Source organism: Mycobacterium sp., assembly GCF_965229105.1.
GTDB lineage: Bacteria > Actinomycetota > Actinomycetes > Mycobacteriales > Mycobacteriaceae > Mycobacterium.
This window is the reverse complement of record NZ_OZ245858.1, coordinates 1300638-1326800: the sequence shown is the minus strand read 5'-3', so window position 1 is coordinate 1326800 and position 26163 is coordinate 1300638. Positions and strand designations below refer to the sequence as shown.

24 protein-coding genes are annotated in these 26163 nt (G+C 63.9%); 12 read left to right on the top strand and 12 right to left on the bottom strand.

The features are described 5' to 3' along the window. Nucleotides 1–8: 8 nt before the first annotated feature. Both ADBZ9O_RS06390 and ADBZ9O_RS06385 read left to right on the top strand, forming a co-directional pair. Nucleotides 9–1565: an FAD-binding protein gene (locus tag ADBZ9O_RS06390; protein ID WP_526529456.1), complete on the top strand. Its 1557-nt coding sequence runs from the start codon at nucleotides 9–11 to the stop codon at nucleotides 1563–1565. Next, nucleotides 1562–2701 (top strand): aromatic ring-hydroxylating oxygenase subunit alpha, encoded by a 1140-nt coding sequence (locus ADBZ9O_RS06385; RefSeq protein WP_526529454.1) that lies wholly within the window; start codon nucleotides 1562–1564, stop codon nucleotides 2699–2701. The genes ADBZ9O_RS06390 and ADBZ9O_RS06385 overlap by 4 nt, the downstream gene beginning before the upstream one ends. A gap of 28 nt (nucleotides 2702–2729) precedes the next feature. Here the strand turns inward: ADBZ9O_RS06385 and ADBZ9O_RS06380 are convergent, their stop codons facing one another. The 3 genes from ADBZ9O_RS06380 to fadD19 are packed head-to-tail and all read right to left on the bottom strand — an operon-like array spanning nucleotide 2730 to nucleotide 7117. Next, nucleotides 2730–4289, bottom strand: a complete 1560-nt coding sequence (locus tag ADBZ9O_RS06380; RefSeq protein ID WP_526529452.1) for an acetolactate synthase large subunit — start codon at nucleotides 4287–4289, stop codon at nucleotides 2730–2732. A gap of 54 nt (nucleotides 4290–4343) precedes the next feature. Beyond that, nucleotides 4344–5465: an NAD(P)H-dependent flavin oxidoreductase gene (locus ADBZ9O_RS06375; protein WP_526529450.1), complete on the bottom strand. Its 1122-nt coding sequence runs from the start codon at nucleotides 5463–5465 to the stop codon at nucleotides 4344–4346. Further along, nucleotides 5465–7117 carry a medium/long-chain-fatty-acid--CoA/3-oxocholest-4-en-26-oate--CoA ligase gene (gene fadD19 / locus ADBZ9O_RS06370; RefSeq protein WP_526529448.1) on the bottom strand — a complete coding sequence of 551 codons (1653 nt, stop codon included), beginning with the start codon at nucleotides 7115–7117 and terminating at the stop codon, nucleotides 5465–5467. Before fadD19 ends, ADBZ9O_RS06375 begins: the two co-directional genes overlap by 1 nt. Nucleotides 7118–7186: 69 nt before the next feature. On the opposite strand from fadD19, the gene ADBZ9O_RS06365 reads away from it, so the two are divergent. Further along, nucleotides 7187–7987: a crotonase/enoyl-CoA hydratase family protein gene (locus tag ADBZ9O_RS06365; protein ID WP_526529446.1), complete on the top strand. Its 801-nt coding sequence runs from the start codon at nucleotides 7187–7189 to the stop codon at nucleotides 7985–7987. A gap of 78 nt (nucleotides 7988–8065) precedes the next feature. Here ADBZ9O_RS06365 and ADBZ9O_RS06360 read toward each other — a convergent pair whose 3' ends face one another. From ADBZ9O_RS06360 to ADBZ9O_RS06350, 3 genes are all read right to left on the bottom strand, one after another. Then, nucleotides 8066–9292 carry a cytochrome P450 gene (locus ADBZ9O_RS06360; protein ID WP_526529444.1) on the bottom strand — a complete coding sequence of 409 codons (1227 nt, stop codon included), beginning with the start codon at nucleotides 9290–9292 and terminating at the stop codon, nucleotides 8066–8068. 1 nt (nucleotide 9293) lies between these two features. Then, a complete protein-coding gene (locus tag ADBZ9O_RS06355) occupies nucleotides 9294–9983 on the bottom strand; it encodes an acetoacetate decarboxylase family protein (protein ID WP_526532899.1) in 690 nt (229 codons plus the stop codon). A 97-nt stretch (nucleotides 9984–10080) separates the two neighbouring features. Further along, the gene (locus ADBZ9O_RS06350; protein ID WP_526529442.1) at nucleotides 10081–11112 is read right to left on the bottom strand and encodes an LLM class F420-dependent oxidoreductase; all 1032 of its coding nucleotides are present in this window, start codon (nucleotides 11110–11112) and stop codon (nucleotides 10081–10083) included. Nucleotides 11113–11167: 55 nt separating this feature from the next. Between ADBZ9O_RS06350 and ADBZ9O_RS06345 the strand changes: the two genes are divergently transcribed. The 8 genes from ADBZ9O_RS06345 to ADBZ9O_RS06310 all read left to right on the top strand — a co-directional run bounded on the left by ADBZ9O_RS06345 (nucleotide 11168) and on the right by ADBZ9O_RS06310 (nucleotide 18309). Continuing rightward, nucleotides 11168–12172, top strand: coding sequence for a Zn-ribbon domain-containing OB-fold protein (locus ADBZ9O_RS06345; protein ID WP_526529440.1), 1005 nt, complete (start codon nucleotides 11168–11170; stop codon nucleotides 12170–12172). 12 nt (nucleotides 12173–12184) lie between these two features. Continuing rightward, complete coding sequence (locus tag ADBZ9O_RS06340; protein ID WP_526529438.1) at nucleotides 12185–13243, top strand: beta-ketoacyl-[acyl-carrier-protein] synthase family protein; 1059 nt, start codon at nucleotides 12185–12187, stop codon at nucleotides 13241–13243. Between the two features lie 57 nt (nucleotides 13244–13300). Beyond that, nucleotides 13301–14491 carry a thiolase family protein gene (locus tag ADBZ9O_RS06335; RefSeq protein ID WP_526529436.1) on the top strand — a complete coding sequence of 397 codons (1191 nt, stop codon included), beginning with the start codon at nucleotides 13301–13303 and terminating at the stop codon, nucleotides 14489–14491. Further along, a complete protein-coding gene (locus ADBZ9O_RS06330) occupies nucleotides 14488–15378 on the top strand; it encodes a TIGR03619 family F420-dependent LLM class oxidoreductase (RefSeq protein WP_526529434.1) in 891 nt (296 codons plus the stop codon). The genes ADBZ9O_RS06335 and ADBZ9O_RS06330 overlap by 4 nt, the downstream gene beginning before the upstream one ends. A 127-nt stretch (nucleotides 15379–15505) precedes the next feature. Continuing rightward, entirely contained in the window at nucleotides 15506–15859 is a 354-nt protein-coding gene (locus ADBZ9O_RS06325; RefSeq protein WP_526532897.1) for a nuclear transport factor 2 family protein, read from the top strand. A gap of 84 nt (nucleotides 15860–15943) precedes the next feature. Continuing rightward, nucleotides 15944–16582, top strand: coding sequence for a hypothetical protein (locus ADBZ9O_RS06320; protein WP_526529432.1), 639 nt, complete (start codon nucleotides 15944–15946; stop codon nucleotides 16580–16582). A 95-nt stretch (nucleotides 16583–16677) separates the two neighbouring features. Continuing rightward, on the top strand, nucleotides 16678–17844 hold the full coding sequence (locus ADBZ9O_RS06315) for a 3-ketosteroid-9-alpha-hydroxylase subunit A (RefSeq protein WP_526529430.1): 1167 nt from the start codon (nucleotides 16678–16680) through the stop codon (nucleotides 17842–17844). Next, nucleotides 17845–18309, top strand: a complete 465-nt coding sequence (locus ADBZ9O_RS06310; protein WP_526529428.1) for a hypothetical protein — start codon at nucleotides 17845–17847, stop codon at nucleotides 18307–18309. Nucleotides 18310–18396: 87 nt separating this feature from the next. On the opposite strand, the gene ADBZ9O_RS06305 is transcribed toward ADBZ9O_RS06310, so the two are convergent. The 3 genes from ADBZ9O_RS06305 to ADBZ9O_RS06295 are packed head-to-tail and all read right to left on the bottom strand — an operon-like array spanning nucleotide 18397 to nucleotide 21463. Then, nucleotides 18397–19539: a sulfotransferase gene (locus ADBZ9O_RS06305; RefSeq protein WP_526529426.1), complete on the bottom strand. Its 1143-nt coding sequence runs from the start codon at nucleotides 19537–19539 to the stop codon at nucleotides 18397–18399. Continuing rightward, a complete protein-coding gene (locus tag ADBZ9O_RS06300; protein WP_526529423.1) occupies nucleotides 19539–20333 on the bottom strand; it encodes an SDR family NAD(P)-dependent oxidoreductase in 795 nt (264 codons plus the stop codon). Before ADBZ9O_RS06300 ends, ADBZ9O_RS06305 begins: the two co-directional genes overlap by 1 nt. A gap of 2 nt (nucleotides 20334–20335) precedes the next feature. Further along, nucleotides 20336–21463, bottom strand: a complete 1128-nt coding sequence (locus tag ADBZ9O_RS06295) for a hypothetical protein (RefSeq protein WP_526532895.1) — start codon at nucleotides 21461–21463, stop codon at nucleotides 20336–20338. A 121-nt stretch (nucleotides 21464–21584) separates the two neighbouring features. Between ADBZ9O_RS06295 and ADBZ9O_RS06290 the strand changes: the two genes are divergently transcribed. After that, on the top strand, nucleotides 21585–22478 hold the full coding sequence (locus tag ADBZ9O_RS06290) for an IclR family transcriptional regulator (protein WP_526529421.1): 894 nt from the start codon (nucleotides 21585–21587) through the stop codon (nucleotides 22476–22478). Nucleotides 22479–22571: 93 nt separating this feature from the next. On the opposite strand, the gene ADBZ9O_RS06285 is transcribed toward ADBZ9O_RS06290, so the two are convergent. From ADBZ9O_RS06285 to ADBZ9O_RS06275, 3 genes are all read right to left on the bottom strand, one after another. Further along, complete coding sequence (locus ADBZ9O_RS06285; protein ID WP_526529419.1) at nucleotides 22572–23378, bottom strand: hypothetical protein; 807 nt, start codon at nucleotides 23376–23378, stop codon at nucleotides 22572–22574. Between the two features lie 88 nt (nucleotides 23379–23466). After that, nucleotides 23467–23880: a hemophore-related protein gene (locus ADBZ9O_RS06280; protein ID WP_526529417.1), complete on the bottom strand. Its 414-nt coding sequence runs from the start codon at nucleotides 23878–23880 to the stop codon at nucleotides 23467–23469. A 131-nt stretch (nucleotides 23881–24011) separates the two neighbouring features. Then, on the bottom strand, nucleotides 24012–26111 hold the full coding sequence (locus tag ADBZ9O_RS06275) for a RecQ family ATP-dependent DNA helicase (protein WP_526529415.1): 2100 nt from the start codon (nucleotides 26109–26111) through the stop codon (nucleotides 24012–24014). Nucleotides 26112–26163 lie beyond the last annotated feature (52 nt).

Here is a 26163-nt window from a genome sequence, read left to right as displayed (position 1 = left end):
GGGACGAGATGTCTGATTGGCATGAGGAATGCGACGTCCTGGTCGCCGGCTCGGGAGCGGGCGGCGTCACCGGCGCCTACACCGCTGCGCGGGAAGGTCTCGACGTCATCCTGGTCGAGGCTACCGAGAAGTTCGGTGGTACCACCGCCTACTCCGGTGGCGGCGGGATGTGGTTCCCCGGCAACGCGGTGCTGCAGCGGGCGGGTGCCGATGACACCATCGATGATGCGCTCGAGTACTACACCGCGGTGGTCGGCGATCGCACACCGTTGGCCCTACAGGAGGCCTACGTCCGTGGCGGCGCTCCGTTGGTCGAGTACTTAGAAGCCGACGAGCTACTGAAGTTCAAGGTGATGCCATGGCCCGACTACTTCGGTAAGGCACCGAAAGCGCGCGGCGACGGGCTGCGGCATATTGCCGCCAAGGGACTCAAGGTGGCAGCCGCCCCGGACCTTCGGGAACTGGTCCGTGGTCCGCTGGATACCGACCGGCTCGGCACCGAGGTGCCGGAAGACTACTTCATCGGCGGACGGGCGCTCATCGCCCGATTCCTCACTGCGACAAAGGCATACGAGCATTCAACGACGTATCTGAGCACTGCCCTGGTCGAGCTGGTGGTCGCTGATGGCGCTGTGGTGGGCGCGATCGTCGAACATGGCGGGCAACGCCGAGCGATCCGGGCCCGACGCGGCGTCCTGCTGGCCGCGGGCGGCTTTGAGAACAACGACGATTTGCGCACCGAGTACGGCGTGCCGGGTCTGGCCCGAGACACCATGGGGCCCTGGGGAAATACCGGATTGGCACACCTGGCGGGTATCGCTGCGGGCGCGGACACCGATCTGATGGATCAGGCGTGGTGGTCACCCGGGCTGACGCATCCGGACGGCCGTTCGACGTTCTCGCTGTGGTTTACCGGTGGCATCTTCGTCAACGCCGACGGTCAGCGCTTCGTCAACGAGTCGCAGGCCTACGACAGACTTGGGCGCGAGGTGCTGGCCGCGCTTGACGACGGCTCGGTCACCTTGCCGTACTGGATGGTCTACGACGATACCGACGATGGTGTGCCGCCGGTACAGTCCACCAGCGTCTCCATGGTTGAACCGGAGCAGTACGTCGCCGCCGGGTTATGGCATACCGCACCCACATTGGCGGAGCTGGCCGGGAAAATCGGCGTGCCGCCACAGAATCTGATCGAGACCGTGACCCGGTTCAACGAGTTCGTCGCCGCTGGTGTCGACGCGGACTTCGGGCGTGGCGACGAGCCGTATGACCGGGCTTTCTCGGGTGGCGCACCGCCGCTATACGCGATCGACCGTCCGCCGTTTCACGCGGCCGCATTCGGCGTGTCTGATCTCGGCACCAAGGGTGGGTTGCGCACCGACACCGCCGCCCGGGTGCTCAACACCTCAGGCCGGGTGATCCCCGGCCTGTACGCGGCGGGTAACACCATGGCGGCTCCCAGCGGTACGGCATACCCGGGCGGCGGTAACCCGATCGGCACCAGCATGGTTTTCAGCCACCTTGCGGTGATGGACATGGTCAACCAATCAGGAGGCAACTCATGACAGCTCAGGTTCGCGAGATCGATGCCGGTGTGCCGATGACCAGGTTCGCCCGCGGCTGGCACTGTCTTGGCCTGGCCGAGAACTTCCGCGACGGTCAACCCCACGGTATCGAGGCGTTCGGCACCAAATTGGTGGTCTACGGCGACTCCACGGGCGCACTACATGTGCTCGACGGGTACTGCCGGCACATGGGCGGTGACCTGTCGATGGGGTCGATCAAGGACGACAATGTGGCGTGTCCATTCCACGACTGGCGGTGGCAAGGCTCGACCGGAAAATGCGCTTTAGTCCCCTATGCCAAGCGCACCCCGCGACTGGCCCGGACCCGCAAATGGCAGACCCATGAGGTCAACGGCCAACTGCTGGTCTGGCATGACCCGGAAGGGTCCACGCCGCCGGCCGAGTTGGCGCCTCCGATGATCGAAGGTTACGACGACGGCGTCTGGTCGCCGTGGCAGTGGAGTTCGATCCGCATCGAAGGTTCGCATTGCCGGGAAATCGTGGACAACAACGTCGACATGGCGCATTTCTTCTACATCCATCATGCCTATCCGACGTACTTCAAGAACGTCATCGAAGGCCACACCGCCAGCCAGTTCATGGAGTCCAAGCCACGGCCCGACTTCACACCGAACTTCGACAAGCTTTGGGAGGGAACCTATCTGCGCTCGGAGGCGACGTATTTCGGTCCCGCATACATGATCAACTGGCTGCACAACGACCTTGGCCCCGGGTTCACCGTGGAAGTGGCGCTGATCAACTGCCACTATCCGGTCAGCCATAACTCGTTCGTGCTGCAGTGGGGCGTGGCTGTGCGCGAAATGCCCGGTCTGCCCGCCGATAAAGCCGAGAAGCTCGCCGCGGGGATGAATCGGTCGTTCGGGGAAGGCTTCCTCGATGACGTCAAGATCTGGAAGAACAAGACCCGGATCGAGAATCCGCTGCTCACCGAGGAAGACGGCGCTGTCTACCAACACCGCCGTTGGTACGAGCAGTTCTACGTAGATCTGGCCGCCGTCTCGTCGGATATGACCGACCGCTTCGAGATGGAGGTCGACACCACCCACGCCTACGACATCTGGCACGAGGAAGTGGTGGGCAATCTCGCGGTTCGCGCTGACACCACTCAGAACTGACGCTGTCGGTAGGACGGCGTTTCCGCGGCTAACCCATCAGCGATGGGATGACGGCCTCGATCAGGTGCGGGCCTGACTCAGCGAACGCATCGCTCAGCGCGGCGGCGAAGTCCTCGACGGTGGTGACTCGCCGCGCGGGCACCCCCATTCCTTCCGCGATTTTGCTGAAATCGATTGCTGGACGGCCCAAGTCGAGCAGTTCACGAGCTTTCGGGCCCGGTGCGTCCGCACTTTGGGCGCCCACCCGCTGCAGTTCGATGCGCAGGATGTCGTAGGCGCCGTTGTTGTAGATCACCGTGGTGATGTCGAGGTTCTCCCGCGCCTGTGTCCACAGCGCCGAAATGGTGTACATCGCCGATCCGTCGGATTGCAGGCTCAGTACCGGCCGATCGGGCGCGGCCACCGCGGCGCCGACGGCCGTCGGCAGGCCGAAACCGATCGCACCGCCGGTCAGGGTCAGCACGTCGTGGGCGGGCGCCCCGGCCGTGGCGGCGGGCAGCGTAGCGCCGGAGGTATTGGCTTCATCGACGACGATGGCCCGCTCCGGCAGCAGTGCCCCGATGACATCGGCCGCGGAGAAGGCCGTCAGTGGGCCGCTCGGCACCGCGGGGCGGGTTGCCGGTGCCACGGGAGCGACCGTGCCGGGAGCCAATTCGTCCGCCAGCGCGATCAGCGCGTCTGTCGCGCCGAAGGGACCGGCGATGGCCTGCGCCGCGCACCCCGACGGCACCAGATCACTGGGCTTGCCCGGATACGCGAAGAAGGACACTGGCGATGGCGCGCCCGCCAGAATGAGGTGGCTGGCACCGGAGAGTTGAGCTTCGGCCGCCTCGGCGAAATAGGCCAACCGCTCACACGCGGGCACACCGGCACCGCGCTCCAACCGCGTCGGGAAGGTCTCGCACAGCAGCTTGGCCCCGGTGGCAGCGGCGATCCGCGCGGCCGCAGCCAACCCCGGGCCGCGGGTGGCGTCACCGCCGATCAGCAGCACTGTCGACTCACCGGAACGGAAAGCGTTGGCCGCCAGGGCAATCGCTTCATCTGTCAGCGACGGCGGCATGGGCACGGCGATCGACGGGATCTCGACCTGGACACCTTCGCTCCACGACACATCCGCGGGCAGGATCAGCGTCGAAATGTGGCCCGGCCTGCTGGCGGCGATCGCCGCTTCGGTGTAAGCGGCAACATCCTCGGTACGTGCTGTGCGTCGCACCCAGCCGGACACGGTGCCCGCCAACGCATCGATATCGGATTCCAGTGGTGCGTCGTACTTCTTGTGATAGGTGGCATGGTCGCCGACGATGACCACCATCGGGACGTGTGCGCGCCGCGCATTGTGCAGATTCGCCAACCCGTTACCCAGTCCCGGCCCCAGGTGCAGCAGTACCGCGGCTGGCCCACCGGTCATTCGGGCGTAGCCATCAGCTGCGCCGGTGGCCACGCCCTCGAACAGGGCCAACACCGCGCGCATCTGTGGGACGGTGTCCAGTGCAGCGACGAAGTGCATCTCGGAGGTACCGGGATTGGCGAAGCACACCTCGACGCCGTTGTCGACGAGGGTATTGATCAGAGCCTGCGCGCCGTTCACGATCCCAAACCTAGCCTCCCGGGGGCAGCGGATGGCAGGGGGCGACCGTGGCGGCTAACCCTCGCGGATTCCGTCGAGGCGCTTGGTCGCGTCCTCGAACCCAGTGACCAGTTCGGCGATGATGTCGGCAACCGGGCGGATCTCATTCATCCGACCGACAATCTGGCCGACCGGCATCGCGACGGTCGAGGGATCCGCCGATTCACTCATCCGCTGATGAGCCTCGCTGACCAGGATGTTCTGCAGCGGCATCGGCAACGGCTCGGGAGCGTTATCGGCGTCCCAGGCTTCCGTCCAGCGACTCTTGAGCAATCGGGCCGGTTTACCGGTGTAGATCCGACGCCGCACCGTGTCACTGGACGTCGCGGCCAACATCGCCTCTTGGATCACCGATCGACCCGACGGCAACCGGACACCGAGGTCGTACTCCGCGGCTGTCAGGAATGCCGAGCCCATCCAGACACCCTGCGCACCGAGCGCCAGCGCCGCAGCCACCTGCCGACCCGTGCCGATACCGCCAGCGGCCAGCACTGCAGCGTTACCCGCGACCGCGTCGACAATCTCCGGCCACAGGACCATCGAACCGATCTCGCCGGTGTGCCCACCGGCCTCGTGGCCTTGGGCGACGACGATGTCGACGCCGTTGTCGACATGTCGTCGGGCATGTTTGGCCGATCCCGCCAGCGCGGCGATCGGCACTCCCGCTTCGTGCACCTGATCGATGACATCTTTGGGCGGGGAGCCAAGTGCGTTGGCGATCAGCTTGATCGGATGCTTGAGCGCCACCTCGACGTGACTGCGTGCGACCGAATGCAGCCAACCGAGCACACCTTCGGAGCGGGCTTCGTCCTCAGGTAGCGGCGGAACACCCAGATCGGCAAGTGTTTTCGCGACGAAGTCGCGATGCGTCTGCGGGATGAGCTTGTTGATGTCCACCGAGGTGCCCTCAGTCGGCACCTTGGCGGGCATGACGATATCGACGCCGTACGGCTTACCGTCGGTGTTCTCGTCCATCCACTGCAGGACGTTCTCCAGGTCGTCGGCGTCGTTGAATCGGACGCAGCCCAGGACCCCGAGACCACCGGCGCGGGTGACCGCGGCGGCCACTTTCTCCGACGGGGTGAAGACGAAAATCGGATAGTCGATCCCGAACCGATCGCACAATTCTGTCCGCATCAGGCGCCTGCTCCGACATGTTTGGCGTGTACGTCATCGGCAGGTCCGGCCTCAGTCTGATCCTTGGCCCAACGGTAATCGGGCTTACCAGCCGGTGAGCGTTTGACCTCGTCGACCAACCAAAGACTGCGCGGCACTTTGTATCCCGCGATCTCGCTACGGACAAACGCGTCGAGTTCAGCCAGTGTCGGCCGTGTGCCTTCCCGCGGCTGGACGACGGCGGCGACGTGCTGACCGAAACGAGGGTCGGGCACCCCGACCACCAGCGCATCGAAGACGTCGGGATGACCCTTGAGCGCGGCCTCGACCTCTTCGGGGTAGATCTTCTCGCCGCCGCTGTTGATCGAGACCGAACCACGACCGAGCATGGTGACGCTGCCGTCGGCTTCAACCTGCGCGTAGTCGCCGGGGATCGCGTAGCGGACACCCTTGATGGTCTGGAACGTCTCCGCGGTCTTCTTCTCGTCCTTGTAATAGCCGACCGGGATGTGGCCGCGTTTGGCGATGATGCCGCGCACCCCCGACCCCGGCTCGACGGGATTGCCGTCCTCATCGAGCACCACGGTGTTCTTGTCGATGGTCACTCGCGGGCCGCCGGTGTGCGACTCGCCCTTCGCTACCACGCTGGTGCCGCCAAAACCGGTTTCCGATGAGCCGATGGAGTCGGTGATGATGCGGTTGGGCAGAAGTTCGAGAAACTTCTCTTTGAGGCTGGTCGAGAACAGTGCGGCGGTGCTGGCGAGCAGGAATAGCGAGGACAGGTCGTACTGGTTGCCCTTCTCCTGATGAGCCAGCAGTGCGTCCAGCAGTGGCCGGGCCATCGCGTCACCGGTGAAGAACAGCAGGTTCACCTTGTGCTCGTGGATCGCCCGCCAGACCTCATCGGCGTTGAATTCCGGTACCAGGACGCTGGTTTGGCCCGAGAACAGCGACATCCAGGTGGCTGACTGCGTGGCGCCGTGGATCATCGGCGGGATCGGGTACCGGATCATCGGTGGATTGGCGGCCGCCGCGATCGACAGGTCGTACTCATCCTTGATGGGCTCGCCGGTGGCGAAGTCGGTGCCGCCGAACAACACTCGGTAGACGTCCTCGTGGCGCCACATCACGCCCTTCGGGAAGCCGGTGGTGCCGCCGGTGTAGAGCAGGTAGATATCGTCCTCGCTGCGCGGGCCGAAGTCCCGCTCGGGTGAGCTCTCGGCCAGCGCGGCGTAGAACTCGACGCCGCCATAGCGGTGGAAGTCGGCATCGCTGCCGTCTTCGATCACCAGCACCGTGGCGATGTTCGGCGTATCGGGCAGCACGTTGGCCACCCGGTCGGAGTACTGGCGCTCGTGCACCAGCGCGACCATGTCCGAGTTGTCGAACAGGTAGCGCAACTCCCCCTCGACGTAGCGGAAGTTGACGTTCACCAGGATCGCGCCGGCCTTGACGGTGCCCAGCATCGCGATGACGATCTCGATGCGGTTCCGGCAGTAAAGACCGACCTTGTCGTCCTTCTTGACGCCATGGTCGATGAGATAGTGGGCGAAGCGGTTCGCCTTCTCCTCCAACTCGGCGTAGGTGATCGATTGATCGCCCGAAATGAGGGCGACACGGTCTGGCACGGCGTCGATGGCGTGCTCGGCAAGATCGGCGATATTCAGGGCCACAAGACATAAACTAGAACGTGTTACATTTCGAGACAAGTCTGTGGCATCGAAGCTGGAAGGCAGATCCTTGTGAGCGAGTCCGAAAAAGGTCCCGACGCCCTCGTTGAGCAGCGCGGACACACTTTGATCGTGACTTTGAATCGACCAGAGTCCCGGAACGCACTTTCCACTGAGATGCTCTCGATAATGGTCGATGCCTGGGACCGCGTCGACAGCGATCCCGACATCCGCTCCTGCATCCTGACCGGAGCCGGCGGCTACTTCTGCGCCGGGATGGACCTCAAGGCCGCCACCAAGGCGCCCCCCGGCGATTCCTTCAAAAGCGGCGGGTACGACCCGACGCGCATCGACGGCCTGCTGAAAGGTCGGCGGTTGACCAAACCGCTGATCGCCGCGGTCGAGGGTCCCGCCATCGCGGGTGGTACCGAAATTCTGCAGGGTACCGATATCCGCATCGCCGGTGAGAGTGCCAAATTCGGTATCTCCGAAGCCAAGTGGAGCCTGTACCCGATGGGCGGCTCAGCCGTCCGGTTGGTCCGGCAGATTCCGTACACGATCGCCTGCGATCTGTTGCTGACCGGTCGGCACATCACCGCCGCCGAGGCCCTGTCCTACGGGCTGATCGGCTACGTGGTGCCCGACGGGGGCGCGCTGGAGAAGGCACTGGAGATCGCCGAGGTGATCAACAAGAACGGCCCGCTGGCCGTACAGGCCATCCTGCGGTCGATCCACGAGACCGAGGGCATGCACGAGAACGACGCGTTCAAAATCGACACGAAGATCGGCATCGACGTCTTCCTGTCCGCTGACGCCAAGGAGGGCCCACTGGCCTTCAAAGAGAAGCGGGCGCCGAACTTCCAGATGAAGTAGGCCGCGTTCGTGAAACGTTGGCGATTTTCGCAGGGCACGAAAATCGCCGAGGATTCACAAACGCGATGCCGCTGCGGCTTAGTCGAGCACCCGCGCCACCGGCGTGAACACCACCGGCATCGCCTCAGGACCGCTGACGAAGTTCGCCGGCCGCAGGGGCACCGCCGCATCGTCAGCCAGCCGCAGATCGGGCAGTCGCTGCAGCACCCGCTTCGTCATCATCGACAGCTCAAGGCGGGCCAGCTGGTTGCCCAGGCAGAAATGCGCCCCGAAGCCGAACGCCAAGTGACTGTTGGGGTTACGGTCGATGCGGAAGTCGTCCGGATCGCCGAATACGGCCTCGTCGAAGTTGGCCGACTCGAACATCAGCATGATCTTCTCGCCCTGGCGCAGTTCAGTGCCATGGAACGTGGTGTCCGCGGTCAGCGTGCGGCACATGTTCTTCACCGGCGACGTCCAGCGCAACATCTCCTCGATCGCGGCGGGGAGAAGCCCGTCCGGATCCGCGACGAGCCGGTCCCACTGATCGCGGTGGCGCAACAGTTGTTCGGTGCCGCCGGAGAGCGTGTGCCGGGTGGTCTCGTCGCCGCCGATGAGAATCAGCAGGGTTTCCATGACGATCTCGTCGTCGGCCATCTTCTGGCCCTCGACCTCGGCATTGACCAAAATCGAGAACAGGTTGTCCGACGGTTCAGCGCGACACTTGGCGATCATGTCCACCGTGTACGCGTTGTAGTCAGCAAAGGCCTGCATCGTGGCCTGAATGGTCATCTCGTCGATGTTCGAACTCAGCCCGGAGACCAGATCGTCGGACCACTTCAGCAGCGTGCCACGCTCTTCGGGCAGCACGCCCAGCATGTCGCCGATCACCGCCATCGGCAGCGGGGCGGCGATATCGCGAACGAAATCACATTCGCCGCGCTCGCAGACCGAGTCGATCAGGGTGTCGCACAACGTGGCAATCGACGGCACCTTGTCCATCACGCGCTTACGCGTGAAGCCGGCGTTGACGAGCTTGCGCCGCAACACATGCGCCGGGTCGTCCATATCGATCATGTACGGCATCCCTGGCGTGTCCGGCCGGATGCCGCCGGTGGACGAGAACAGTTCTGGATTACGTTCAGCATCCAGCACGGCTTGGTAGGTGGTCGCGGCCGCCAACCCATTGCGATCCCGGAACACAGGCTCGTTGGCCCGCATCCAGCGGTACGCCTCACGGGCGTTGCCGTCGGCATAGAAGTTGCCGTCGGTCAGGTCAACGTCGAGGCCTGTTCCCGAAAGCGGGCTAGCAATAGTGGAAGTCATCTCACTCCGTGATCGTGTTCGCGTCGCCAAAAATCATCTCGACATTGGCAGAAGACTGACTGGCGAATGCCCGTTTCGGTAATCCGAGCGACCTGAGTTCGTCGGCGTAGGGGTGATTACCGAGCCGGAGGCGGGCTCCACCGATGCGGGCGCGCATCCCAGAATTGTGCATCTCCGAGTGGATTTCGCGGGTGATGCCATCCAAATGGCTGTATTGGGTCAACATCTGGGGCTTCGAGGTCAAGGCCCCGGGAATGGGCAGCCCGGGGCTGAACTCGATGCCCGCGATGAGTTTGCCGCCCTCGGATACCTGGAAGTCGAAGGTCTTGTTCTCGCGGACGGTGAAGTCCGCCATGATCTTCGGAAATCCCCAGATGGTGCGCCCGGCCTGCAGCGTGAAGCTCTGGTCCACCGGAAGGTGGTGAATGAAGGCGGCGGCGTCACCGAACCCGCGCAGGCCGGTTTTGGGGGCGCCGACTCCGAGCGGGTTGACCATGACGGCGGTTCCGAACTCGTGATACTGCCCCAGGTCACCGTCGATATAGCGGACCAACATCAACATCGTGATGGCCCGCCCCGGCCGGTATTCGAAGACCTTCATGCCGCTGTAGTCGATCATCGCCTGGGCGGCGGCCGACGGCACCGAGAACAGTGCGACGTGATTGTCAGCCTTGCGGATCCGGACCGGCATGGTGAGCACCGTGCCGGCAATCGTGTGTTGGGAGACGGGCTCGGTATCGGTCACCCGCCTAATCTAGAACGTGTTCTAGACAACTCGCAAGAAGTGTCTACACCAGGGTGGACAACTCTTGGATCTGCTCGACGGTTCGGGCGCCGACAACCATCGTCGTCACCCCGGCTGCCTCCCACGTGGCAATTTGCTTGCGCACGTAGTCCAGGTCGCCGACAATCGCGGCGTCGTCGACCAGTTCGTCGGGGATGACCTTGGAAGCCTCGTCCTTACGACCGGACCTGAACAGCTTGGTGACCTCGTCGACCACCTCGGAGTAGCCCATCCGCCGGTAGACATCGGCGTGGAAGTTGGTGTCCTCGGCGCCCATCCCACCCATGTACAGCGCGAGGTGCGGCTTGATCATCTCCAGCACCGAAGCCCGATCGTCGGTGACCACGACCTGCGCGGTGGCGCAGATCTCGAAGTCCTCGCGACTGCGCCGGGCACCCGGCCGGGCAAACCCTTCGTCGAGCCACTCGTTGTACATCGGCGCCAGCCGCGGGCTGTAGAAGATCGGCAGCCAGCCGTCGCAGATCTCGGCGCACATCGCGATGTTCTTCGGGCCTTCGGCACCCAGCATGATCGGGATATCCGCACGTAGCGGGTGCACGATCGGCTTCAGCGGTTTGCCAAGGCCCGAGGTTCCTTCGCCGGTCAGCGGCAGCGGATAGTGCGGGCCTGCGCTGGTGACGGGCGCCTCACGAGCCCAGACCTGGCGAAGGATGTCGATGTACTCGCGGGTGCGGGCCAGCGGCTTGGGGAACTTCTGGCCGTACCAGCCCTCGACGACCTGCGGCCCGGAAACCCCGAGTCCGAGAACGTGCCTGCCGCCGGACAGGTGATCGAGCGTCAGCGCCGCCATGGCGCAGGCCGTGGGCGTGCGGGCCGACAGCTGGACGACCGAGGTACCCAGGCGCATCCGCGACGTCGCCGACCCCCACCACGCCAGCGGCGTGTAGGCGTCCGAACCCCACGCTTCGGCGGTGAACAGGATGTCGAAATCGGCCGCCTCGGCCGCCGAGACGAGCTGTGCATGGTTGGTCGGCGGCTGCGCGCCCCAATATCCGAGCTGGAGTCCGAGTTTCATATCAGCGAACGACCCTTTCTTGCCACGATTACTAGAACCTGTTCTACTCGACGCTGTGTCCGCCAGTCAGAGCAGCCCGGCGCTGATCGATCAGCATGAGCCGCCGCTTTCCGCACCGCTGAAACTCTCATTCGACTACACCCGTTCGGTCGGTCCGACGCTAGGGGCGTTCTTCACCGCCCTGCGCGGACGCCGCATCGTCGGTGTCCGGGGATCGGACGGTCGGATATTTGTGCCGCCGGCCGAATACGACCCTGTCACCTATGCACAGCTGACGGAGATCGTACCGGTGAGCAGCGTCGGTACCGTCGAATCGTGGACCTGGCAGTCCACGCCGTTGGAGGGCCAACCGCTGGATCGCCCATTCGCGTGGGCACTGATCAAGCTCGATGGCGCCGATACGACGTTGCTGCACGCCGTCAACGCCGAATCCTCAGACGCCATCAGCACCGGAGCCCGCGTGCACGCGCACTGGGTGGACGAGCCCGTCGGGTCCATCACCGACATCGCCTACTTCGAACTGGGCGACTCTTTAGAAGATGTGCCGGAAAGCACCGACGAGCGTGACCCCGTCACGCTGCTGGTGGTCCCGACGTCGGTCGAGATCCAGCACACCGCCTCGGTTCCCGAGAGCGTCTTCTTACGCGCGCTGGAGGAGGGCAAACTGATCGGCGGCCGTACCGTCGCGGCGGACGGCACCAAGGGCAAGGTGTACTTCCCTGCGCGGGAAGCAGATCCGGCAACCGGACAACAGATCACCGAATACGTCGAGCTGCCGGACCGCGGCACGGTCACCACATTCGCCGTCATCAACATCCCGTTCGCCGGCCAGCGGATCAAACCGCCGTACGTCGCGGCATACATCCTGCTCGACGGCGCCGATATCGCGTTCCTGCACCTGATCCTCGAAATCGAGGCGGCTGATGTCCGGATGGGCATGCGGGTCGAGGCGGTGTGGAAACCTCGCGACGAGTGGGGTCTCGGCATCGACAATATCGACCACTTCCGGCCCACGGGTGAGCCCGACGCCGAGTACGACTCCTACAAGCACCACCTGTAAAGGGCACGAGCAATGACTGACGTAGCTGTCGTGGGCTTTGCGCACGCCCCCCATGTGCGCCGTACCGAAGGCACCACCAACGGCGTCGAGATGCTGATGCCGTGTTTCGCTGAGCTGTATGCCGAACTGGGAATCAAGCAGACCGATATCGGCTTCTGGTGCTCGGGATCCTCGGATTACCTTGCCGGTCGGGCTTTTTCGTTCATCTCAGCGATCGATTCCATCGGCGCAGTGCCGCCGATCAACGAGTCACACGTCGAGATGGACGCCGCGTGGGCGCTGTATGAGGCCTACATCAAAATCCTCACCGGGCAGGTCGATACCGCGCTGGTCTACGGCTTCGGCAAGTCCAGCGCCGGTGTGCTTCGGCGCGTGCTGTCGCTACAGACCGACCCCTACACCGTTGCGCCGCTGTGGCCTGACTCGGTGTCGATGGCGGGCCTGCAGGCCCGCTTCGGCCTGGATGCGGGCAAATGGACCGCCGAGCAGATGGCGCAGGTCGCGCTGGATTCCTTCGGCTACTCGGAGCGGGTGGACAGAGAGACGTCGGCGCACTCGATTGAAGAGTTGCTGGAGCGCCCGTTCTTCGCGGATCCGTTGCGCCGCCACGACATCGCGCCGATCACCGATGGTGCTGCCGCGATCGTGCTGGCCAGCGGCGACAAGGCTCGCGAACTGCGGGAGAACCCCGCCTGGATCACCGGGATCGAGCATCGAATCGAAACCCCGATCCTCGGCGCCCGCGATCTGACCACCTCGACGTCCACGGCGGCGTCGGCAGCTGCCGCCACCGGCGGTGACGCGGGGTCGATCGACGTGGCCGAGCTGCATGCGCCGTTCACCCATCAGCAGTTGATCCTGACCGAGGCGATCGGGCTCGGCGGATCGACGACAATCAACCCGTCCGGTGGTGCGCTGGCGGCCAACCCGATGTTCGTCGCCGGGCTGGAACGCATCGGCTATGCCGCGCAACACATCTTCAATGGATCAGCGCAGCGGGTGTTGGCACATGCCACCAGTGGTGCTGCGCTGCAGCAGAATCTGGTCGCCGTCATGGAGGGAAAGAACTGATGGGCGCGCCGACGACGATGCAGAGCGAGGCACGAGCGATGAGCAGGAGTGGCGCAAATGGCTAAGCAACTGGCAGCTGTGCTCGGGACCGGGCAGACCAAATACGTCGCCAAGCGCAAAGACGTCACCATGAACGGCCTGGTGCGCGAGGCCATCGACCGTGCGCTCGCCGATTCCGGCTCGACCTTCGACGATATCGACGCCGTCGTCGTCGGCAAGGCGCCGGACTTTTTCGAGGGCGTGATGATGCCCGAGCTGTTCATGGCAGACGCTGTCGGCGCGACGAACAAACCGCTGATCCGGGTACACACCGCCGGTTCCGTGGGGGGATCGACCGCCATCGTTGCGGCCAGCCTGGTGCAGTCGGGCAAGTACAAGCGCGTGCTGGCGATGGCATGGGAGAAGCAGTCCGAGTCAAATGCCATGTGGGCGTTGTCGATTCCGGTGCCGTTCACCAAACCCGTCGGCGCTGGCGCGGGTGGCTACTTCGCGCCCCACGTGCGGGCATACATCCGCCGCTCGGGCGCCCCGGAGCACATCGGCGCCATGGTGGCGGTCAAGGACCGGCTCAACGGTGCCAAGAATCCTCTGGCGCATCTGCATCAGCCCGATATCACGCTGGAGAAGGTGCTGGCATCCCAGATGCTCTGGGATCCCATCCGTTTCGACGAGACCTGCCCGTCATCGGATGGCGCCTGCGCCCTGGTGATCGGCGATGAGCAGGCCGCCGATGCTCATCTCGCGAACGGTAATCCCGTCGCCTGGATCCACGCCACCGCCCTGCGCACCGAACCGCTGGCGTACTCGGGTCGCGACCAGGTCAACCCCCAGGCCGGCCGGGATGCCGCGGCGGCACTGTGGAAAGACGCGGGGATCACCAGCCCGATCGACGAGATCGACGTCGCCGAGGTGTACGTGCCGTTCTCCTGGTTCGAACCGATGTGGCTGGAGAACTTGGGCTTCGCCCCGGAAGGTGGCGGCTGGAAGCTCACCGAGGCCGGTGAGACCGCCATCGGCGGGCGGATCCCGTTCAACCCGTCCGGCGGGGTGCTGTCGTCGAATCCGATTGGCGCATCAGGGATGATCCGGTTCGCCGAGTCCGCCATCCAGGTGATGGGCAAGGCCGGTGACCATCAGGTCGAAGGTGCACGCAAAGCGCTTGGTCACGCCTACGGCGGTGGCTCGCAGTACTACTCGATGTGGGTGGTCTCCTCGGATAAACCAGCGGACAAGCCAGCCGCAGAATGACGAAAATGCAATACACCGTCAGCATCGCGTTCAGCCCGCTCGACCAGCTCATCGACATTGCCAAGGCCGCTGAGGAACTCGGTTTCGACAGCATCGCACTCCCGGACTCGATCTTCTACTTCGAGAAACAGTCCGTCGACTATCCCTACACCGCCGACGGCAAGCGGATGTTCGATGAGAACTCGCCATGGGTTGATCCGTTGATCCTGGCGGGTGCGTTGGGGGCGGTGACGTCGAAGCTGCGTTTCTACACCAACGTGATGAAGCTCGGCTCGCGCAATCCGCTGCTGCTGGCCCGCCAGGTCGGTTCGGTGGCGAACCTGACCAACAACCGGTTCGGCTTCGGTGTCGGGATCGGCTGGGCTCCTGAGGAATTCGAGTGGTGTGGGGTGCCCTACGCCAAGCGAGGCAAACGGGTCGACGAGATGATCGACGTCATCAAGCTGGTGCTTGCCGGCGGCATGGTCGAATTCCACGGCGACTTCTACGATTTCGACCGGCTGCAGATGAGCCCCGCGCCGGCGGCGCCGGTGCCCTTCTATGTCGGGGGGCACACCGACGTAGCACTGAAGCGCGCCGTCCGGATCGGCGACGGCTGGACCAGCGCGATGATGACGTGCGACCAACTGGGCGAGACCATCAGCCAGCTCAAGAAGCTGCTGGCCGACGCCGGACGGGCCGACGACCCGTTCGAATACCAGGCCGTGTGTATCGACAAATTCGGTGTCGACGGCCACCGCGATCTGGTCGCAGCCGGCGTCACCGACTACATCGGCATCCCGTGGGTGTTCGAAGGCCTTGCCTTTGACGCACCGGTCGACAAGAAGATCGACTCGATGAAGCGCTTCGCAGACACCTACATCCACTCGGGTTGGCAGAACTCGTGAGCGTGGGAGTGAGTGAGGATCGCAGCGAGGTACGAGCGAGGACCGGAGCGAGCGAGGTGAAAGGGTGAGGGTCACCGATCCCGAAGCTCCCGCGCATCTGGCCGGTAAGCGCTCCAGGGAAGCGGCGATGGCAGGCGATAAGGAGGGTTGGCTCGCGCTGTTCGCCGATGACGCCATCATCGAAGACCCGATCGGCCCGTCGCATTTCGATCCCGAAGGCAATGGGCACCGCGGTAGAGAGGCGATCGCGAAATTCTTCGATATGGCTATCGCCCCGAGCCAGCTGGAATTCAACTTCAGCCAGACCTACCAGTGCGGTAACGAGGAAGCCAACGTCGGCAACATCGTCATCGTGGCGAGCGGTTTCCGGGTGATTGCCGAAGGGGTGTTCACCTATCGCGTCAACGATGACGGCAAGATCATCGCCCTGCGCGCCTACTGGGAGCTGGACCGGGCAACGGCGAGCGCGCAACCCGTGTAGCGGGCGGCGTCGCTCGCTTCGCGTACCGTTGGTGGGTATTCGTTTTCAAACACCCCATTGACACCAGATATGTTGCCTTTCACCTTGCCTCGCATAACCCCGAAATCCCTGCGCTTCGCCGTGCCAGCTGCCGTGTTCGTGATCGGCGTCAGCGGCTGCTCGAGCACTGACCTCAATACCCCCGCGCAAAGCACTCTGTCGGGGCTGTCGACGACGACCACCGCTGCAGCGCCCACCAAACCCGCACCCAGTGGACAAGCCGACGCCACCGATTACCGCCGGCTGCTGCTGACCGCCGCTGATCTCAGTGACGCCGACGACACCTTCACTCAACGGTCACAGGAATCGCAGCCGAACGGCTCACCAGGAGCCAGTGCCTTCTTCGTCAACGACGAGGACACCAGGGCGATCATCGATACGTTCCTGGTCTACAAAGATGCCGCGACCGCGACGGCGACGCTGCGGGAGTCGTCGGGAACGCTCGGTGCGCTAATCAACGGCAGCACACCCAAGCCCGTACCGGTAGGCACCGACGGAGTACTGATCACCGGCAATTACGCCGGCCAGGACAAGGCAGCCACTCTGCTGCTGTTCACCGAGGGCCGGGCGCTGGTCCGACTGGAATTTCAGAGTGCGATCGGCGACCCGACCACCGATCAGTTCGTCACCAACGTCGGCAAAATGCAGCAGATCGCCCTGCGGACCGGGCTCACCGAGCCTTAATAGTCGTTTCTGCGCAGGTAGAAGTGATGACATTGCGCATTCCCGGGGGAAAACTGTAACGTGTTCTAGTTAGAAGCACTGACTGGAGGCGCGACGTGACGACTGAAACAGCCCACAGTGGCATTCGCGAGATCGACACTGGCGCGCTGCCCGATCGTTATGCCCGCGGGTGGCACTGCCTGGGACCGGTACAAGACTTCCTCGACGGTGAGCCGCACGGCATCGAGATCTTCGGCACCATGCTGGTTGTCTTCGCCGACTCGCAGGGTGAGCTGAAGGTTCTTGATGGGTACTGCCGCCATATGGGCGGGAACCTTTCGCAGGGCACCATCAAAGGTGACGAGGTCGCCTGCCCATTCCACGACTGGCGTTGGGGCGGCGACGGTAAGTGCAAGCTGGTTCCCTACGCCAAGCGCACCCCGCGCCTGGCTCGGACCCGGGCATGGGAGACCGATGTTCGCGGCGGCTTGCTGTTCGTCTGGCATGACCATGAAGGCAACGCGCCCGACCCCGAGGTCCGCATCCCCGAGATCCCCGAGTTCTCCGACGACGGGTGGACCGAGTGGCGCTGGAACTCGATGCTCATCGAGGGCTCCAACTGCCGCGAGATCATCGACAACGTCACCGACATGGCGCACTTCTTCTACATCCACTACGGGTTACCGACGTACTTCAAGAATGTCTTCGAAGGCCATATCGCATCGCAGTACCTGCACAACGTCGGCAGGGCCGATATCAACGACATGGGCACCACCTACGGTGAGGCTCACTTGGACTCGGAGGCCTCGTACTTCGGTCCGTCGTTCATGATCAACTGGCTGCACAACAACTACGGCGGCTTCAAGGCCGAGTCGATCCTGATCAACTGCCACTACCCGGTGAGCCAGGACTCGTTCGTGCTGCAATGGGGCGTCATCGTCGAGAAGCCCAAGGGCCTCGACGAGAAGACCACCGACAAATTGGCGAGGGTCTTCACCGAGGGTGTCAGCAAGGGCTTTCTGCAGGATGTCGAGATCTGGAAACACAAGACCCGCATCGACAACCCGCTGTTGGTCGAGGAGGACGGCGCGGTCTATCAGATGCGGCGTTGGTATCAGCAGTTCTATGTCGATGCAGCAGACGTTTCCGCTGATATGACCGACCGTTTCGAGGTCGAGGTCGACACCACCGCAGCCAACGAAAAGTGGCAGGTAGAGGTCGAAGAAAATCTCAAGCGTCAGGAATCTGAGAAGAGCGCGGACCAACCGACCCAGGTTTCCTAAATGACCACCCACGAGGATGCACCGGACGTCGATCGGCTGGCCCGATCGATGGTGCTCCTCCATGGCGGCCATGATGGTGACGACCATGACCATGGCGGGCCCGCTGGTGGCACCGGATCGTGGAGCAAGGCACCGGATTTCGCGGCGGACCCGGACCGGGCGGCAGCAGTACGTGCGGCAACCGAACGGGACCGCGACCGGTATCTGCATTCAGGCCTGGCTCCGGTCGACTGCCGGTTCTGCCATGTGACCGTATCCGTCAAGAAACTGGGTCCGGAATACACTGCGGTGCAGTGGAATTCAGAGGCGACGGCCAGGTGCGCGTATTTCGCCGAGGTGCGCGCGTGCGGTGGTCAAAGCAGTCGCAGCAAGTCCTGCCCGAAATTGGGCGACAGCATCAAACACGCGGTCGCCGAGGGTTGTCTGGAGAAGGTCTCCAGCGCACCCTCACCGGGTGACGGCTGACAGTCCCCTTTTTTTGCGCGAGCAGACGTAAACACCCCGCGATTTCGCCGATTCGCTGGACCTTTACGTCTGCTCGCGAAAAATGTGTCAGAGGCCGGCGAAGCGCTCTTTGACTGCCTCCGGCGTGAGACCGTAATCCTCCAGCGAATACGTGTGTTTCGGCGCACGCGGACCCTTCTGGCTCTCGGCGTGCATCTCTTCCATCGCGGTACGGGCGCCGTCGGTGTAGTCCAGCCCGAACTGGCGGTAGATGGCCTCGACGACGGAGAACGGATCCTTGATGAACTCGAAATAGTCGAGGTCGTAGAACTGTGCCGGGTTGTGTTTGGCCCGTTCGGCGTCAAAGAGTCGCAGTCCGCGCGACCAGGTCTCCAGTGCGTCCTCGCCGATCACCGCGCCAGTGAAGGTGTTCGACCAGCCCTCGGTGGTGTGTTGAGCCAGCGAGCACATCGAGGCCATGATGGTCTCTGCCGGCCGGTGACACTGCACGATGAGGGCGTCGGGATAGGTCGCGAAGATGGCATCCAAGGCGAACAGGTGGCTCGGATTCTTCAGCACCCACCGCTTCTCCGGCTCGTTGAGCCCGATCAGCTGAAGGTTCTTACGATGCCGCCCATAGGCTTTGGTCCAGTCCTGGTTGGCCAACCACCGCGAATAGGTCGGCAGATGCGCCAGCGTCTCGTAGGACACCGAATGCAGTGACTGTCGCAGCAGCTGCCAGCATTCCTCGACCTCATCAGCGGTCATATAGTGCAGGCCCGTGTAATCCGGGTTCTCCTCGTGGGCCTTGGTGAACTGCGCATCGAGCTGCTGGAAGACGGGATTGTCCTTCCAAGTCTCGCGCGGTGGCCGAGGCTGGGGGAACTCGGCCAGCCATAATTGCAGACCTTGGTGCGACGGATCGGCGGTGAGTAACCGGTGGATCGCCGTGGTTCCGGTCCGGGGTAGCCCGGTGACGAAGATCGGCCGTTCGATCTGGACATCGACGTGCTGGGGGTACTGCTTCCAGGCGGACTCGGATAACAGCCTGGCCACCAACGCATTTCGGACGAAGAACCGCGACATCTTGCTGCCGAGCTCGGTCAGGTCGGCGTCGTTGCGAAACGATTCGAGAAGCACCTCGAGTGCTTCACGGTAGTTGTCGTCATCGGCACCGAAATCATCCATGCCGGTGGCCTTTGTCGCCGAGGCGTGTAGCGCCTCGACGGAAAGAAAGTCTTTGCCGCTCATCAGAAGTGATACTCCCCGCAGTTCACATCAAGGGCTTGACCGGTGATGCCGCTGGACAGATCGCTGGCCATGAACAGGATCGCCGAAGCCACCTCCTCCTCGGTCGGCAGCCGTTTGAGGTCGGAGTTGACCGCGGCGGCGTTGTAGATCTCCTCGACGGTGGTGCCGTACTTGCTCGCCTGGTGCTCGAAGTAGCCCTGCAGTGTTCCGCCCCAGATATAGCCCGGTAGAACCGAATTCACCCGAATGCCCTGGGTGCCAAGCTCCGTCGCCAAGGACTGCGACATGGCCAGCAGCGCCGATTTTGCCATCTTGTAGGCGCCCTGCTTGGGGTCGGAGTGGCGGACCACCATGGAGTTGACGTTCACTACCGAGCCCTTGGCTTCGGCCAGCGCCGGCGTGAAGCCCTGGATCAGCCGCAGTGCGCCGAGCACCGTGAGTTCGATGGTCTCGCGAATGTGGTCGAACGACGTATTGGCGAACGGCTTCATCGACGGCACTCGGAAGGCGTTGTTGATCAACACGTCCACCTTGCCGTACGCCTTGATCGATTCCTCGATCAGGTTGGCGACCTGAGCTTCATCGGTGATATCGGTGCCGATCGACACCGCGCGCCGGCCCAAATCGGTTACCTGCTTGGCAACGTCCTCGAGACGTTCGACCGTCCGGGCGGCGAGCACCAGGTCCGCGCCATTCTCGGCGCATCGGCGCGCCAGCGTCGTACCCAGCGCTGGTCCGACGCCACTGATCACGACCACTTTGCCTTTTAGAAGCCCTCCGGCATTTTCAGCCATGACTACCCCACCATCCGTTCGCCAACTAGTTTCTGGCGCAGCGCAATCCGCTCCCGCCAGCCTTCTTCTGAGATCTTGTTTGATTCGTAGTACGGCAGCGCCGCGGCCACCTTGTCGAGGTCGACCACCTCAAGAGTCGGGCCGTCGGCCGCGGTCAGCTCACGTGATACCCGTTGCCAGCGGAACTGCAGGTAGCCCTTGGCGTGGCCGAGGGTCTCGCACCAGTTGGTCACCCCGGGGTTGGAGTCGGACACGACGATGCGGATCTTGCCGTCCGGATCTGCCTGCGCCTGAGTACCGTTCAGTGAGGTCTGGTGGTTGATGTAGTCCAGCGAGATGTACCAGAGGCTGCCCAGCTGGAAGCCGAGGTAGGGCGCATCGGTCACCGGCAACGTGATGACGATCGCCTGATCGGGTGGCAGATCGTAGTGGCCGACCGACGAGTATTGAGTAGCCAGCCCGCCCGGGGTCAACCGTGGGGCGGTCAGCGTGTTCACCGGCAGGTCGTCATAGAACCACTTCGGGAACTGCAACCAGGTCTTGACCCGTTGCACCAGTTGCTTACCCGCTACGGCATAACGCTTTTCGATGAGTTCACGGGTCAGTGCCGGCGGGGCGGTACCCGCGGTGTCAGTGCGTGCGATCGCGAATGAGCCGCGCTGCGCTGCCCAGTCGTTGTAGACCTCGCGAATCACCAGCTGGGCGGGCACGTCGGGTGTGAACCTCCACTCGAAGGTGCCGTCGGGTGCGATATCCAGTTTGCGGTCGTCGAAAGCGGTCTCGCTGTCGGGGACATTGGCGTCGGTGTATTCGCCACCGAGCAATTGGAAACTCACGTCGGTGGTGGTCCCGCGCTTGCCGGTGACGACGTACTCGTGACCGGGTTGCACCCGGGTTCCGAAGTACATGGTGTCCGGGTTATCCAGGCCCATCTTGGTGAAGGGCCCCGTCCCGCTGTGCAGGAACGGATGCTCCCGGTCGTAGTCGAAGGCCACATGCGTGCATGCCGCGACGCAGCCGGCGAAGTACTGCAGACCCTCGAGGAGATCGGCCTCGGATTCGATGAACGGAGCGGCGGCGACGAGGCTCTCGGCCTCGGCGATCGCATCGATCAATGGCTGGCTAAACATGGACACTTGCCCTCCCAAAACCTCTACTGTTCCAATATTGGACCGAGCTGGTAGAGTTTCCGACCTGACACTAGAACGTGTTCCATTTCGAGTCAATATTCCTTCCCGGCGGGCGGTACGCATGACTGATAGGGCCTCTCCCCCGACCGAGCGCGTCACAGCCATTCTCGATTTCCTCGCCGCGCACCCGCATGATCGATTCGGACTATCGGAACTGGCCCGGCGCCTCGGCCTGAGCAAGCCGACCTGCCTCGGGATCGCGGTCTCGCTTGCTGCCGCCGGTTACCTGGTTCGTGATCCCGACGACAAGACCTATCGGCTGGGTCCTGCGCTGATCATGCTCGGGCACCGAGCTCAGGAGTCGATGAGGGTCAGCCCCGCGGCCCGCGACGAGCTACGCCAACTAGCCGGCCGATTCGGGGTCACCGCTGCGTTGTCCGGGGTGATTAACGACCGGATCACGCTGCTGGATCTGGTGGCACCGGCCGGGGCCGCGCCCGGTGTGGAGGTGGGCCAGAGTTACCCGTTCGCTCCGCCGGTAGGGCTGATGTTCGTGTTGTGGGACGACGAGGCCGAGCGCGACTGGCTCGCGAAGGAGCCCACCATCCCGTTGCGGACCGACACCGACCGGCTCAACCGAGTGATCAGCGAATGTCGGGCAGCCGGCTATCTGGTGGAGCGCCTGACCCCCGGCGGCCGGCGGTTGTATTCGCTGATGGCAGGCATGTCGAGCAATTTGCCCGACGAGCTGCGGGCTCTGCTCGGCGAGTTGGTGTCCGATATCGGCGAGCGCGTGTACTTGCGCGATGACAACTCCGGTGGACCCGCACGCCACGACATCAGCGTGATATCTGCCCCGGTCTATGACCACTACCGCCGTCAGGTGATGGTGGCATCGATGCACATCGGAAAGTCGCTGACGGACAACGAGATCGATGACAGGGCCCGCGCCCTGGTGGCGACCGCCGATGTGGTGACCGCACAGCTGGGTGGCGTGAAGCCATCGCGTCAATGACGCCGTGCTGGGGATAGACCGCCCGGGCCGAAACGATGCAGGTCCCGATGTGGCGCCAGCCCGTCCCCTCAGCGGGCTGGCGCCACATCGGCGTCAATCAGAGCTCTTCGCTGAGCCGTGGCGCGAGGGGCCACTGCCCTTGGCGGACGGGCCTGCCGAATCCGGACGGTGCTGCGCCGGATTGCGTTGTTGGTCGGTCGCCGATCGGGAACTGTGCCGGAGAGTTGGTGGTGTCGCCTTCTGTACATCCGCCTTCGCCAGTGCGGACTTCGCCGGTGTAGCCGAACCACGTGCATCCGCCCGTTTCGCTTTGGCGGTAGTGGCCCGTACGGACGGTGTAGGTGCCAGTGACGTGGTCGATGTGGCGGTCGTGTTGGCGTTCTCGGTGATATCACCCTTCGCGGTGCGCGCTACACCCATGGCCGCTTGAGGTTCGAACAGTTGCTGCACGAGGCTGACGATGAAGTTCACCGGAGCGACGAAAACCACCGCTACCGCCGCCAACGCGACGAAACCGATCAGAAGGGCCCAGCCTCCGACAAAGGCTCCCAGCTGGCCGAAAATATCCTCGATATCGCCGTCGGCGTTCGCAACCACCACAGCGGTGTTATTCGCCTGTGGTCTGGGTGTCGCGACATCGGTCGACGAATCAATATCGAGCGGAACAAGCGCGACCGAGGTGGGTGTCTCGACAAACGGTCGGGGATGGTCGGCCGCAGAAAGGCGCGGCGTGAAAGAGGCCAACTGCACCGCACGGACTTCGGTCCGCGCATAGTTCGAATCTGGCGGCGCTACAACGAAACTCGAGGCCAAAATGCCGACGCCGGCCACTGCCCCGGTGATGGTGAGGTGGGAACGGACCGCCGAGCCGTTCGCGGCACCCATCGCTTGTTTTTGCATACCGAGATTTTCGCCACGCGGCCACGTCACGCATGCAGTAGTGCACTACTGCACTTTGGCGCTTAACGGCGACGACAACCGCCCGCCTCTAGACGTCAGCCAGCACAGTCAGCGCATCCGTCGGCGATACCTGCAAGCCACAGCGGTCCTTGAACGCGGCCAGTGGCGCCTGGATTGCCCGCAGGTCGTTGGCCTGATCCGGATGATCGTTGAAGTACCCGTCGAACTGCCCGACGGCGATGAACGCCGGCTGCCTGGTGGCATCGATGAGTGCCTGGTTGACATCCGGGTGCGCGGCGAAATAGTCCGAGAGTGACGCGGTCACCGAGCTGATGGTCTTAGCCAGCGTGGCTGAATTGCAGTCGCCGATGGGCTGTGCGGGTGGCGCCGGGGGTACCTCAGGATCGGCACTGGCCGCGGGAATGGTGAACACAGCGCACGCTGCAATCGCCGCGAACAGCCCCAATGCGATTCGACGGAACCCGGTCACGGTGTAGGACATCCAAAACTCCTTCGTCTGAGAGCGCGTCGATGCGGACGCTCCACTGCTGAAGGTTGATTCGCTGCGGCGTCTCGCCGCGTTACCGCGGGGCCACCCCCGGTACGGGGCATAGTGCAATTTTTCTGCGAAACCTAGCTGGTGGCGGCCAATGCGAACGGCAGCACGGCCGGCGCCCCGGCCTGCTTGACCAGCCGGGCAGCCATGGTCAACGTCCACCCGGTATCGGTCCGGTCGTCGACCAGGAGCACGGGGCCGGCCGCCGCGGCGATTGCCGCCGCGTCCGGTGGCAGCCACGATGCCGTCAGCGCCGCAACGCGATACGCCGAATTGGCCGCCGTCACCGGTCGGCGCTCCGGCGCATACTGCAGGGTGCCCAGGTCGGTCAGCCTGCCCAGCCTCGACAGTTCGCGGGCCAGCGACGAGATCAGGATCGGATGGGCGTCTGAATCCATGGCGAGCACCGCGGCGGGCCGGGTCTGCCAGTCCCACGACGCCAGTACCTTCACCGCCGCCGCCACGACATCTTGCGGCACTTCACCATCGGGCTCGTCGAGCAGGCGGCGCAGCCGCGGCCCCCAGCCCAGATCGGTCAGCCGCCCGATCACCCGACCGGGGGCTGGGCCGTCGCTGATCCGGCCACTGTGATTGACACCGAGCTTGCCCAGGCCCGATGGCCATTGCTTGCGCGGGCTGATCTCCACCCCGGGGCGCATCAGCCGCTCGCGGGTGGCCGCCGCCGCACCCTCATCCACTGCGGCGCTGAAGTGTGACCCCGCACAGTTGTCACACCGCCCGCACCGCTCGCCGTCTTTGAGTTCGGGATCGTCAAGTTGCCTGCGCAGAAACGTCATTCGGCACTCGTCGGTGCTCTGATAGTCGAGCATCGCCTGCTGCTCGCTGCGGCGTGCCTCGTCGAGTTTGCGATACCTCGGTTCGTCATAGCTCCACGCTTCGCCGGTACCGATCCAGCCGCCCTTGACCCGGCGCACCGCGCCGTCGACGTCGAGCACCTTCAGAACCATTTCCAGCCGGGTCCGACCGAGGTCCACCAGCGGCTCCAGTGCCGGTGTCGACTGCGGCCGGTCTGGTTGGAGTTCACGGATGACATTGCGCACCATGGCTTCTGAAGGAAATGCCACCGAGGCGAAGTATCGCCAGACGTCCTGGTCTTCGCGGCCGGGCAGGAGTATCACTTCGGCGCTATCAGTCGAGCGACCCGCGCGGCCGACCTGCTGGTAGTAGGCAATGGGCGATGACGGGGCACCGAGATGCACGACGAAACCGAGGTCAGGTTTGTCGAAACCCATCCCCAGGGCGGAAGTGGCGATCAGCGCCTTGACCCGGTTACCCAGTAGATCGGCCTCAAGTTGCTCTCGCTCAGCGGTTTCCGTGGAACCGGTGTACGCCGCGACTTCATGCCCATGCTCACGCAACAGTGCGGCGACGTCGTGCGCTTGCGCGACGGTCAAGGTGTAGACGATGCCGGAGCCCGGCAGAGCCGTCAGATGTTCGGCGAGCCAGGCCGTGCGTTGCGCACCACCGCCCGCGTGTACCACCGACAGCCGCAACGACTCCCGATCAAGACCACCGCGCAACACCAGCGTGTCCCGGCCGCCGACCCCCAGCTGTGCCGCGACATCCTCGACAACCCGGTCATTGGCCGTCGCCGTGGTCGCCAAAACCGGTACATCCGTTCCCAGTTCGGCGATCAGCGTACGGATCCGACGGTAATCGGGCCGGAAATCGTGGCCCCAGTCCGAAACACAGTGAGCCTCGTCAACCACCACAAGGCCGGCGTCAGCGGCGAGTGCGGGCAGTACGTTATCGCGAAAATCTGGGTTATTGAGCCGCTCCGGGCTGACCAGCAACACATCGATATCGCCGCTGTTGACCTGCTGATGAATCTCGTCCCATTCCGTGACATTTCCGGAGTTGATGGTGGCCGCGCGGACGCCCGCGCGCTGGGCCGCCGCGACCTGGTTGCGCATCAGCGCGAGCAGCGGGGACACGATCACCGTCGCGCCGTGGCCGGACCTCCGCAGCAATTTGGCTGCGATGAAATACACCGCCGACTTACCCCAGCCGGTGCGCTGCACAACCAGTGCTTGGCGCCGCTGCACCACCAGTGCCTCGATGGCTGTCCACTGGTCATCGCGCAGCACCGCCGCGGGCCCGGCAAGTTGTTCGAGGATGGCCTGGGCCTGCTCGCGGGTGGCTGCCGGCTGGGTCATCTGACCATCGTGCCCTGCGACTCCGACAGCACAATTTCTAGAACACGTTCTA

Coding starts and splice junctions, on each gene's coding strand:
- ADBZ9O_RS06360 (WP_526529444.1), bottom strand. CDS start 9,292: ATGACTTCCACTATTGCTAGCCCGCTTTCGGGAACAGGCCTCGACGTT.
- ADBZ9O_RS06295 (WP_526532895.1), bottom strand. CDS start 21,463: ATGTTTAGCCAGCCATTGATCGATGCGATCGCCGAGGCCGAGAGCCTC.
- ADBZ9O_RS06340 (WP_526529438.1), top strand. CDS start 12,185: ATGACTGACGTAGCTGTCGTGGGCTTTGCGCACGCCCCCCATGTGCGC.
- ADBZ9O_RS06385 (WP_526529454.1), top strand. CDS start 1,562: ATGACAGCTCAGGTTCGCGAGATCGATGCCGGTGTGCCGATGACCAGG.
- ADBZ9O_RS06300 (WP_526529423.1), bottom strand. CDS start 20,333: ATGGCTGAAAATGCCGGAGGGCTTCTAAAAGGCAAAGTGGTCGTGATC.
- ADBZ9O_RS06280 (WP_526529417.1), bottom strand. CDS start 23,880: ATGTCCTACACCGTGACCGGGTTCCGTCGAATCGCATTGGGGCTGTTC.
- ADBZ9O_RS06290 (WP_526529421.1), top strand. CDS start 21,585: ATGACTGATAGGGCCTCTCCCCCGACCGAGCGCGTCACAGCCATTCTC.
- ADBZ9O_RS06375 (WP_526529450.1), bottom strand. CDS start 5,465: ATGCGGACAGAATTGTGCGATCGGTTCGGGATCGACTATCCGATTTTC.
- ADBZ9O_RS06285 (WP_526529419.1), bottom strand. CDS start 23,378: ATGCAAAAACAAGCGATGGGTGCCGCGAACGGCTCGGCGGTCCGTTCC.
- ADBZ9O_RS06390 (WP_526529456.1), top strand. CDS start 9: ATGTCTGATTGGCATGAGGAATGCGACGTCCTGGTCGCCGGCTCGGGA.
- ADBZ9O_RS06305 (WP_526529426.1), bottom strand. CDS start 19,539: ATGAGCGGCAAAGACTTTCTTTCCGTCGAGGCGCTACACGCCTCGGCG.
- ADBZ9O_RS06350 (WP_526529442.1), bottom strand. CDS start 11,112: ATGAAACTCGGACTCCAGCTCGGATATTGGGGCGCGCAGCCGCCGACC.
- ADBZ9O_RS06335 (WP_526529436.1), top strand. CDS start 13,301: ATGGCTAAGCAACTGGCAGCTGTGCTCGGGACCGGGCAGACCAAATAC.
- ADBZ9O_RS06325 (WP_526532897.1), top strand. CDS start 15,506: ATGGCAGGCGATAAGGAGGGTTGGCTCGCGCTGTTCGCCGATGACGCC.
- ADBZ9O_RS06275 (WP_526529415.1), bottom strand. CDS start 26,111: ATGACCCAGCCGGCAGCCACCCGCGAGCAGGCCCAGGCCATCCTCGAA.
- ADBZ9O_RS06355 (WP_526532899.1), bottom strand. CDS start 9,983: ATGCCGGTCCGGATCCGCAAGGCTGACAATCACGTCGCACTGTTCTCG.
- ADBZ9O_RS06310 (WP_526529428.1), top strand. CDS start 17,845: ATGACCACCCACGAGGATGCACCGGACGTCGATCGGCTGGCCCGATCG.
- ADBZ9O_RS06330 (WP_526529434.1), top strand. CDS start 14,488: ATGACGAAAATGCAATACACCGTCAGCATCGCGTTCAGCCCGCTCGAC.